The sequence below is a fragment of the Trinickia dinghuensis genome, assembly GCF_003367175.1.
Taxonomy (GTDB): Bacteria; Pseudomonadota; Gammaproteobacteria; order Burkholderiales; family Burkholderiaceae; genus Trinickia; species Trinickia dinghuensis.
This window is the reverse complement of the sequence record NZ_QRGA01000027.1, coordinates 54,128-63,981: the sequence shown is the minus strand read 5'-3', so window position 1 is coordinate 63,981 and position 9,854 is coordinate 54,128. Positions and strand designations below refer to the sequence as shown.

9 protein-coding genes are annotated in these 9,854 nt (G+C 67.0%); 7 read left to right on the top strand and 2 right to left on the bottom strand.

What is annotated here, in order from left to right; genetic code table 11:
* On the bottom strand, window positions 1-970 hold a 970-nt coding region (locus tag DWV00_RS32295), incomplete at its 3' end, for an NAD(P) transhydrogenase subunit alpha (protein WP_147298025.1).
* A gap of 327 nt (window positions 971-1,297) precedes the next feature.
* Between DWV00_RS32295 and DWV00_RS32290 the strand changes: the two genes are divergently transcribed.
* The 3 genes from DWV00_RS32290 to DWV00_RS32280 all read left to right on the top strand — a co-directional run bounded on the left by DWV00_RS32290 (window position 1,298) and on the right by DWV00_RS32280 (window position 4,797).
* Complete coding sequence (locus tag DWV00_RS32290) at window positions 1,298-1,786, top strand: NUDIX hydrolase (RefSeq protein ID WP_115537691.1); 489 nt, start codon at window positions 1,298-1,300, stop codon at window positions 1,784-1,786.
* 28 nt (window positions 1,787-1,814) lie between these two features.
* Entirely contained in the window at window positions 1,815-2,966 is a 1,152-nt protein-coding gene (gene mnmA, locus DWV00_RS32285) for a tRNA 2-thiouridine(34) synthase MnmA (RefSeq protein WP_115537684.1), read from the top strand.
* 214 nt (window positions 2,967-3,180) lie between these two features.
* Window positions 3,181-4,797, top strand: coding sequence for an FMN-binding glutamate synthase family protein (locus DWV00_RS32280; protein WP_115537683.1), 1,617 nt, complete (start codon window positions 3,181-3,183; stop codon window positions 4,795-4,797).
* A gap of 43 nt (window positions 4,798-4,840) precedes the next feature.
* On the opposite strand, the gene DWV00_RS32275 is transcribed toward DWV00_RS32280, so the two are convergent.
* Window positions 4,841-5,452 (bottom strand): glutathione S-transferase C-terminal domain-containing protein, encoded by a 612-nt coding sequence (locus DWV00_RS32275; RefSeq protein ID WP_115537682.1) that lies wholly within the window; start codon window positions 5,450-5,452, stop codon window positions 4,841-4,843.
* Window positions 5,453-5,691: 239 nt separating this feature from the next.
* Between DWV00_RS32275 and DWV00_RS32270 the strand changes: the two genes are divergently transcribed.
* From DWV00_RS32270 to DWV00_RS32255, 4 genes are all read left to right on the top strand, one after another.
* Entirely contained in the window at window positions 5,692-7,101 is a 1,410-nt protein-coding gene (locus DWV00_RS32270) for an aminopeptidase P N-terminal domain-containing protein (protein ID WP_115537681.1), read from the top strand.
* 4 nt (window positions 7,102-7,105) lie between these two features.
* Complete coding sequence (locus tag DWV00_RS32265; RefSeq protein ID WP_115537680.1) at window positions 7,106-8,443, top strand: UbiH/UbiF/VisC/COQ6 family ubiquinone biosynthesis hydroxylase; 1,338 nt, start codon at window positions 7,106-7,108, stop codon at window positions 8,441-8,443.
* Between the two features lie 116 nt (window positions 8,444-8,559).
* Window positions 8,560-9,624: a tRNA dihydrouridine synthase DusB gene (gene dusB / locus DWV00_RS32260; protein WP_115537679.1), complete on the top strand. Its 1,065-nt coding sequence runs from the start codon at window positions 8,560-8,562 to the stop codon at window positions 9,622-9,624.
* Complete coding sequence (locus DWV00_RS32255; protein ID WP_115537678.1) at window positions 9,621-9,854, top strand: Fis family transcriptional regulator; 234 nt, start codon at window positions 9,621-9,623, stop codon at window positions 9,852-9,854. The genes dusB and DWV00_RS32255 overlap by 4 nt, the downstream gene beginning before the upstream one ends.

Below are 9,854 nucleotides of genomic sequence, written 5' to 3'. Positions count from 1 at the left end.
CGATCGTCACGCCGTGCTTGGTCACCACCTTGTCTGGCTCCGTCAGCGGGCAGTTGCCGCCGCGCACGCCGGGCATGCCGGCCAGCTCGGCGCCACGCCCGGCGGCCAGATCGACGATGACCGAGCCCGGGCGCATCGCCTGCACCGTTTCGCTTGATAGCAACATCGGCGCGTCGCGGCCCGGGATCAGGGCCGTGGTGATGACGATGTCGGCGGCCTTGGCGCGCTCGTGCACGGCAGCCGCTTGACGCGTGAGCCACGACGGCGGCATCGGACGCGCATAGCCGCCGACGCCTTCGGCCGCGTCACGCTCTTCCTGCGTCTCGTAGGGCACGTCGAGGAACTTGCCGCCCAGCGATTCGATTTGCTCTTTGACGGCGGGCCGCACGTCGGAGGCTTCGATCACGGCGCCCAGGCGCTTGGCCGTGGCAATGGCCTGCAAGCCCGCCACGCCCGCGCCGAGAATCAGCACGCGGGCCGCCTTCACCGTACCGGCGGCCGTCATCAGCATCGGCATGAAGCGTGGGTAGAGATCGGCCGCGAGCAACACGGCTTTGTACCCGGCGATGTTCGCTTGGGAGGATAGGACGTCCAAGCTTTGCGCGCGCGTCGTGCGCGGCGCGGCTTCGAGCGCGAAGGCCGTCACGCCGGCTTCGGCCAGGCGCGCCGCGTTCTCGGCGTTGAACGGCTCGAGCATGCCCACGAGCACGGCGCCGCGCTTGATGAGCGCGAGCTCGGTCTCGCTCGGCGATTGCACCTTCAGAATAAGATCGGCGGAAAACGCCGCGTCGGCTTCGACCAGCTCCGCGCCGACTGCCGCGTAGGCGTCGTCGGTGAAGCTGGCGGCTGCTCCCGCGCCGCCCTCGATCGTCACGCGATGGCCCGCTTGGACGTACTTCTTCACCGTCTCGGGCGTCGCGGCTACGCGCGCTTCATGCAAGCGCGTCTCGGCTGGCACTCCGATGTGCATCGTTGAATCCTCCTCACGTGCTCTTAATAACGCGAAGACGAAGCCGACGACGCTGCGCCGACTCCATCGTTTGAATACGTTTACACGGCTCAATCGGTGCTGCGGCTGCAGTGGCGCGCGCAACAACGAAACGGGGCGCCGAGTGCCACTGTAACCGAAGTCGTCCCAATAGATGAAAATTGGTGCCGCAAAAGAAAAGTGAGGGCGCAACTCGACGAGGAATCGGGTGCGCCCCCACGCCGCTGCACAGCAAAGCCTTCGGGGGTCGGCAGGTCGCCCCATGCACCGCGTCGGCAGCCCCCGCCGCCAACCGGTAAAATGGCGGCCATGAAACAGGAACGCTGGACGCCGCGCGTCACCGTGGCCGCCGTCGTCGAACACGAGGGCCGCTTTCTGCTCGTCGAGGAGCAAACGTCTGAAGGTTTGCGGATCAATCAGCCGGCCGGACATCTCGAGTCGGGCGAAACGCTTACGGCCGCCGTCGTGCGCGAAACGCTCGAGGAAACGGCACTCGCGTTCGTGCCCGAAGCGCTCATCGGCGTCTACATGACGCATATCGATCGCCCGGACGGCGAAGCCGCCACGTTTTTGCGGTTTACGTTCTGCGGCCGGCACGAGCGGCTCGATACGCCGCGCGCGCTCGATACGGGCATCATCCGCGCGCTGTGGCTGACGCCCGACGAACTGCATGCCTGCCGAGCGAGCCATCGCACGCCGCTCGTCATGCGCTCGGTCGAGGATTACCTCGCGGGCCGGCGTTTCCCGCTCGATCTCGTGCATACGCACTCGGTCGGGCCTTCCTTCAGCAAGTCTTAGCAAGCAACACAGCCGGTCATTCGTTCAAATGGGCAAGGGTAAGCAAAGAATCGTGGTGGGCATGTCCGGCGGCGTCGATTCGTCGGTGACCGCATGGCTACTCAAGGAAGCGGGCTACGACGTCGTCGGCCTGTTCATGAAGAACTGGGAAGACGACGACGACAGCGAGTACTGCTCGACGCGGCAGGACTGGATCGATGTCGTCTCGGTGGCCGATCTGATCGGCATCGACGTCGAAGCCGTAAATTTCGCCGCCGAATACAAGGAGCGCGTATTCGCCGAGTTCCTGCGCGAATACTCGGCGGGCCGCACGCCGAACCCCGACGTGCTGTGCAACGCCGAAATCAAGTTCAAGGCCTTTCTCGATCACGCCATGGAGCTAGGCGCCGAGACGATCGCCACGGGCCACTATGCGCGCGTGCGCGAGGTCGACGGCCGCTTCGAATTGCTCAAGGCGAAAGATCTGACGAAAGACCAGTCGTACTTCCTGCACCGTCTCAATCAGGCGCAGTTGTCGAAAACACGCTTTCCGCTCGGCGACATTCCGAAGACCGAAGTGCGCGCGATCGCCGAGTCCATCGGCCTGCCCAACGCGAAGAAGAAAGATTCGACGGGCATTTGCTTCATCGGCGAGCGGCCGTTCCGGGAGTTTCTCAATCGTTACTTGCCGACCAAGCCAGGGCCGATGAAGACGCCCGACGGCCAAGTCGTCGGCGAGCACGTCGGGCTCGCGTTCTATACGCTCGGCCAGCGCAAAGGAATCGGCATCGGCGGCAGCAAATCGGGCAGCGGCGAGCCCTGGTTCGTCGCGCGCAAGGATATGGTGGCGAACACGCTCTACGTCGTGCAGGGGCATGACCACGATTGGCTGCGCTCGCGCACGCTCGTCGCCGGCAACACGAGCTGGGTATCCGGTGTCGCACCCGAGCCGGGCGCGCGCTTCGGGGCGAAGACGCGCTATCGGCAAGCCGATGCGGCCTGCGCGTTCGGCGCGCTCCCCGCAGCCGATGCCGGCGCACGTTTTTCGCTGGCATTCGACGAACCGCAATGGGCCGTGACGCCCGGGCAGTCGGCCGTGCTTTACGACGGCGACGTGTGCCTCGGCGGCGGCATCATCGAATCGGCGCAGGCCGGCGCAGCGGCAGCGGCGACACCCCAAACGGCCTTCGCAGCCGGCTGAGCCGGCGTTTCGCAGCGGCCGGCGGCGCCCGCCACCGGTCGGCCGCAGGCTTTGCCGGCCATGTGGCCTCCCGCCCACGAAATTCACGCTTACCCGGTCGCACGGCTCGCTCCGCCCCGCCGCCGATCGTTCCCGATTAAACTGGCGCATCTTTTCGACCAAGGCATCCGCTGCCCGGCAGGGCGTGCGCCGCCAGGATCCAGGAGTTCGCCCCATGTTTTCTCGACGCTATTTCGCGATCTGGTTTGCCTTGCTGCTCGCTTGTGCCGGTGCGGTGCTCGCCGCGCGCCACACGATCTCCTGGCTCTGGCTGCTCGTGCCGGCCGTCCTGATCGCCGTCGGCGTCTTCGACTTGCGCCAGGCCCGCCACAGCATCTTGCGCAACTACCCGATCGCCGGCCACCTGCGTTTCTTCTTCGAATTCATTCGCCCCGAGATCCGCCAATACTTCGTCGAAGACGACACCGAGGAAAAACCGTTCTCGCGGGCGCAGCGCAGCATCGTCTATCAACGCGCGAAGAACGAGCCCGACAGCCGCCCCTACGGCACGGAGCTCGACGTCAAAGCGGTCGCGCACGAATGGATCAGCCATTCGCTCGCGCCCACCAAGCTCGGCTCGCACGATTTCCGGATCGTCGTCGGGCCCGAGCGCGCAAAGCCGTACTCGATGTCGATCTTCAATATCTCGGCGATGAGCTTCGGCTCGCTGTCGGCGAACGCGATCCGCGCCCTGAACCTAGGCGCGAAGCGCGGCGGGTTCGCGCACGACACGGGCGAAGGCTCGCTCTCGAAATACCACCGCGAACACGGCGGCGACATCATCTGGGAAATCGCCTCGGGCTACTTCGGCTGCCGCAACGACGACGGTACGTTCAGCGCCGAGAAGTTCGCCGCCCAAGCGAGCGACCCGCAAGTGAAGATGATCGAAGTCAAGCTGTCGCAAGGCGCGAAGCCGGGCCACGGCGGCGTCTTGCCGGCGGCCAAGGTCACGCCGGAAATTTCGGAGGCGCGCGGCGTGCCGATGGGCCAGGACTGCATCTCGCCGGCCTCGCATAGCCAGTTCTCGACGCCGCGCGGCCTGCTCGAATTCGTCGATCGCCTGCGCACGCTGTCGGGCGGCAAGCCGACCGGCTTCAAGCTGTGCATCGGCCATCCGTGGGAGTTTTTCGGCATCGCCAAAGCAATGCTCGAGACCGGCATCGTGCCCGACTTCATCGTTGTGGACGGTGCCGAGGGCGGCACCGGCGCGGCCCCGCTCGAATTCACCGATCACATCGGCGTACCGCTGCAAGAAGGGCTGCTGCTCGTGCACAACACGCTGGTGGGCGTCGGCCTGCGCGAGAAGATCCGCATCGGCGCGAGCGGCAAGATGATCACGGCGTTCGACATCGCGCGCACGCTCGCGATCGGCGCCGATTGGGTCAACTCGGCGCGCGGCTTCATGTTCGCCGTCGGCTGCATTCAGGCGCAAACGTGCCACACGGGGCGCTGCCCCACCGGCGTCGCGACGCAGGACCCCGTGCGTCAGCGCGCGCTCGTCGTGCCCGACAAGTCGGAGCGCGTCTTCAATTTCCATCGCAACACGCTGCACGCGCTGCAGGAGATCATTCAGGCTGCGGGGCTCGAGCATCCGTCGCAGCTGCGCGCCCACCATATCGTGCGCCGCGTCTCGTCGCACGAGGTGCAGTTGATGTCGGAACTGCTCAAATATCTGGAACCGAACGACCTCGTCAACGGCAACTACCGCTACTCGCTCTACGAGAAATGGTGGCCGCTCGCCGATAGCGAATCGTTCTCGCCGAAGTTGCTCGCGCCGCTGGCGACGGCTTGAACTTAACGGCGCGCTCGGCTCGGGACACCGGCCGGGCGGCGCGTCAGCTGGGGATGGTGTCGACGAACGACTGGCGCTGCGACAGCTTGACGAAATGCTTGTCGAGATTCGGATATTTCTCACGCCAATTGAGATCGGGCATCCGGAAATCGAGATAGCCTAGCGCGCAGCCGACGGCGACGTCGGCCAGCGAATAGTGGTTGTTGGCGCACCAGGGCTTGCCGCCGAGCCCTTGCGACATGGCCACGAGCCCTTCCTCGATCTTGCGCCGCTGGCGCGCGAGCCAGCCCTCGTTGCGCTGTGCTTCCTCGCGCTGCGTCGCTTCCAGGCGGATGAGCACGGCTGCGTCGAGCATGCCGTCGGCAAGCGCTTCCCAGCAGCGCACTTCGACGCGCTCGCGGCCCGACTGCGGAATCAGCCTGCCGACCGGCGAAAGCGTGTCGACGTACTCGCAAATGACACGCGAATCGAATACGGCCTCTCCATCCTCCATCAGAAGGCACGGCACCTTGCCGATCGGATTGAACGTATGAATGGTCGTATCGGGCGACCAGACATCTTCGAGCACGAGTTGATAGTCGATCTTCTTTTCGGCGAGCACGACCCGCGCTTTACGGACGTAGGGGCTCGCGAGCGAACCGATTAATTTCATCATCTGCTTTTCTCTCATGAAAGCACCGGGCCGCCTCGAAACGGGTTGCCGCGTCGTGCGCGCGGCACGCCTACGCTGTGCCGGCAAAGGCTTCGCGTGCGAGTCGGTCGGGGGCCTTGGTGAAGTGCGAGAAAGAGTATAACGTCGCCGGCGCACAAAACGACGTATTGCGCCGCCATCATATCGCTCGGGCAAGCCGGCCTTCCCGCTAAGCCGGCCCGATTGAGCAGTACAATCGCACGATGAATACGCCGACCGAATCCCCCATCGCCGTCTCCGCCCATCAAGCCCGGCGCGAGCGCCTGCTCGCCGCCATGCGCGCCGCGGGCGGCGGCGTCGCGCTCGTGCCGACGGCGCCCGAGGCGCCGCGCAATCGCGATACCGACTACCCGTATCGCCACGACAGCTATTTCTACTATTTGACGGGCTTCGCCGAGCCGCAGTCGTTCCTCGTGCTCGACTCGACCGCTCAGGCTGGCGAGCCGGCTTCGATCCTGTTTTGCCGGACGAAGAACGCCGAGCGCGAGACGTGGGAAGGATTCCATTACGGCCCGGAGGCGGCACGCGAAGCGTTCGGGTTCGACGCCGCGTTTCCGATCGACGAGCTCGATGCTCAGGTGCCGGGCCTCATCGCCGACGCGCCGGCCCTGTTCTACGGCTTCGGCCGTTCGGCCGAGCTCGACGCCCAAGTGCGGCGCTGGCTCGACGGCGTGCGCGCGCAAGGCCGCAGCGGCGTCGCCGCGCCCGTGAAGCTTGTCGATGTCCTGCCGATTCTCGACGACATGCGCCTCGTCAAGGACGAACACGAACTCGCGATCATGCGCCGGGCCGCGCGGATTTCCGCCGAGGCGCACCGCCGGGCGATGCAGCTGTGCCGCCCCGGCATGCGTGAGTACGAACTGGAGGCGGAACTGCTCTACACGTTCCGCCGCAACGGCGCGCAAGCACCGGCCTACGGTTCGATCGTCGCGGCCGGCGCGAACGCCTGCGTGCTGCATTATCCGGCCGGCAACGCCATCGCCCGCGACGGCGATCTGATCCTCATCGACGCCGCCTGCGAGCTGGACGGCTATGCATCCGACATTACGCGCACGTTCCCCGCGAACGGCCGCTTCTCGCCGGCGCAGCGCGAGCTTTACGACATCGTGCTGGCCGCGCAGCAGGCGGCGATCGACGCCACGCGTCCCGGCGTAAGCTTCGAAGCGCCCCACGACGCGGCCGTGCGCGTGCTCGCGCAGGGGCTGCTCGATACGGGCATCGTCGATCGTGCGAAGTATGCATCGGTCGACGACGTCATCGCCGAGCGTGCCTATTCGCGTTTCTACATGCACCGCACGGGCCATTGGATCGGCATGGACGTCCACGACTGCGGCGACTACCGCGAGCGCGCCGCGGCGCCCGACGCCTCGGGCACGCTGCCGTGGCGCACGCTGCGCGCGTCGATGGCGCTGACGATCGAGCCGGGCCTGTACGTGCGCGCCGCGCCGGACGTGCCCGAGCAATATTGGAACATCGGCATCCGCATCGAGGACGACGCGATCGTCACCGATAACGGCTGCGAGCTGATCACGCGCGACGTACCCGTCGAAGCCGACGCGATCGAGGCGCTCATGCGCGACGCTCGCGGGCTGTCGTCGTCCGCGGCGGCCTGAGCTCATGATCGAACGCCATCCTTCGCACGCCCCGCACGAATTCGACGTTGCGATCGTCGGCGCGGGGCCCGTCGGTCTGGCGCTGGCTGCGTGGCTCGCCCGGCGCAGCGCCAGCGCCGCGCTGTCCGTTGCGCTCGTCGATGCGCGCGACCCAGAGGCGGCGGCCGGCGATCCGCGCGCGATCGCCATCTCCGAGGGCAGCCGCATGCTGCTCGAGCCGTTCGGCGCGTGGCCGGCCGACGCCAATGCGATCGAGCGCATCCATGTCTCGCAGCGCGGCCGCTTCGGGCGCACGCTGATCGAGCGCGGCGAGCACGGCCTGCCGGCGCTCGGCTACGTCGTGCGCTACGGTTCGATCGTCCATGCGCTGGCGGGGGCCGTGCGCCGCACCGGCACGCATTGGTTCACGTCGTGCCGCGCGCTGCCGCCGCACGTCGAGCCCGGCTCCGAGTTCGTCACGCTGCCGATCGAAAGCGCACACGTGCAGCGCACGCTCCGCGCACGCGTGCTCATCAACGCGGAGGGCGGCCTCTACGGCGAGACGCATGCCAAGCGGTCCCACCCGGCGGTGGCCGATACCGATACCGATACCGGCGACCACGGCCAACCGCAAATGGCGGCGAGGGCGGCCTCCCCGGCGAACACGGCGGACGCCGATGCCACATCCGCACCCGCACCCGCCCGCGAGCGCGCCAAGCGCGAGACGCGCGATTACGGCCAAACGGCCATCGTCGGCATCGTCACCGTATCGGCAGCGCAGCCGCATGTCGCGTGGGAGCGCTTCACGGATGAAGGCCCGATCGCGCTGCTGCCGATGGGCGGCGTGCGCGGGGCCGACTACGCGCTCGTCTGGTGCATGCAGCCCGCCCAGGCCGCACGCCGCGGCGCGCTATCCGACGCGGCGCTGCTCGCCGAGCTCGGCATCGCGTTCGGCGAGCGCATGGGCCGCTTCGAATCGATCAAGGGCCGCGCGGCATTCCCGCTCGGGCTCGTCGCCGCGCAGGCGCTCGTCGAAGGCCGCATCGCGTCGATCGGCAACGCGGCCCAAACGCTGCACCCCGTCGCCGGACAAGGATTGAATCTCGGGCTGCGCGACGCGCACGCGCTGGCCGATGCCCTCGCCGGCGCGGGTGCGACGCCCGAGGCGCTCGCGCAATTCGCTCGCCGGCGCGCATTCGATCGCCGCATGACGATCGGCGCCACCGACACGCTCGCGCGCCTGTTCACGATCGATTTCGGCCCGCTGGCCATGCTGCGGGGCCTCGCGCTGACGGCCCTCGAATGCGTGCCGCCGGCCAAAACGGCACTCGCGCGGCAAATGATGTTCGGCCAGCGCCGCTGACACGCGAGCACCGGGCGCTTGCGCTCCCGGCCGGCGGTTAACGGTAAAATGCGCGTTTCCCTGGTCGCCTTCCCGCGCCCGTGCCCTGTCGGCGCGGGTAGCCGCTCCTTTTTCATATGCCAACGCTCGGCCCGCACATTCTGCGCAACAACCTGTTCGTCGCCCCGATGGCCGGCGTGACGGATCGGCCGTTCCGCCAGCTCTGCAAGCGGCTCGGCGCGGGCTACGCCGTGTCCGAGATGGTCGCGTCGAACGCCCAGCTCTGGAAAAGCGAGAAAACGATGCGGCGCGCGAATCATGCCGGCGAAGTCGAGCCGATCGCCGTGCAGATCGCGGGCGCCGACCCGGCGATGATGGCCGAAGCGGCCCGCTACAACGTCCAGAACGGCGCGCAGATCATCGACATCAACATGGGCTGTCCGGCCAAGAAGGTGTGCAACGTCGCGGCCGGCTCGGCACTGCTGCAGAACGAGCCGCTCGTCGTACGAATCGTCGAGGCCGTGGTCGGGGCCGTCGGCACGGGGCCCGATGCGGTACCGGTCACCCTGAAGATCCGCACGGGCTGGAATCGCGAAAATCGCAACGCGGTGCACATCGCGCGCCTTGCGGAGGCGGCCGGCATTTCGATGCTGACCGTTCACGGGCGCACACGCGCCGATCTTTATCACGGCGAGGCCGAGTACGACACGATCGCGGCCGTGAAGGCTGCGGTCCGCATCCCCGTGGTGGCCAACGGCGACATCGACACTCCCGCCAAGGCGCGCGCCGTGCTCGCGGCAACGGGTGCCGACGCGATCATGATCGGACGGGCAGCGCAAGGGCGGCCGTGGCTGTTCCGCGAAATCGAGCATTTCCTCGCAACGGGCGAGCTGCTGCCGCCGCCGCGCATCGCCGAAATTCGGCAGGTGATGAACGAGCACCTCGAGGATCACTACGCGTTTTACGGCGAATATACGGGCGTGCGCACGGCACGCAAGCACATCGGCTGGTACACTCGCGGCCTTTCCGGCGCCAATATGTTCCGGCACCGGATGAACACGCTCGATACCACACGCGAGCAGCTCGTCGCCGTCAACGCGTTTTTCGACGAGCAGGAAGCGCTGTCGGACCGGCTCGTCTATGTCGACGAAGACACGGCCGCGCACGGCGAGCCGAACCGCAACGAACCTTTAGCAGCATGAGCAAGCACAATATCGAACAATGCGTCCGCGACAGCCTGGGCAACTATTTCCAGGACCTCGACGGCGCCAACCCGCACGACGTCTATGACATGGTGATGTCGTGCGTCGAGAAACCGATGCTCGAGGTGGTGCTCGAGCGGGCCGGCGGCAATCAGTCGCTGGCCGCCGAATATCTCGGCATCAACCGCAATACGTTGCGCAAGAAGCTGCAGCAGCACGGCCTGCTGTAA

Coding starts and splice junctions, on each gene's coding strand:
- DWV00_RS32275 (WP_115537682.1), bottom strand. CDS start 5,452: ATGATGAAATTAATCGGTTCGCTCGCGAGCCCCTACGTCCGTAAAGCG.
- mnmA (WP_115537684.1), top strand. CDS start 1,815: ATGGGCAAGGGTAAGCAAAGAATCGTGGTGGGCATGTCCGGCGGCGTC.
- DWV00_RS32265 (WP_115537680.1), top strand. CDS start 7,106: ATGATCGAACGCCATCCTTCGCACGCCCCGCACGAATTCGACGTTGCG.
- DWV00_RS32270 (WP_115537681.1), top strand. CDS start 5,692: ATGAATACGCCGACCGAATCCCCCATCGCCGTCTCCGCCCATCAAGCC.
- DWV00_RS32290 (WP_115537691.1), top strand. CDS start 1,298: ATGAAACAGGAACGCTGGACGCCGCGCGTCACCGTGGCCGCCGTCGTC.
- DWV00_RS32255 (WP_115537678.1), top strand. CDS start 9,621: ATGAGCAAGCACAATATCGAACAATGCGTCCGCGACAGCCTGGGCAAC.
- DWV00_RS32280 (WP_115537683.1), top strand. CDS start 3,181: ATGTTTTCTCGACGCTATTTCGCGATCTGGTTTGCCTTGCTGCTCGCT.
- dusB (WP_115537679.1), top strand. CDS start 8,560: ATGCCAACGCTCGGCCCGCACATTCTGCGCAACAACCTGTTCGTCGCC.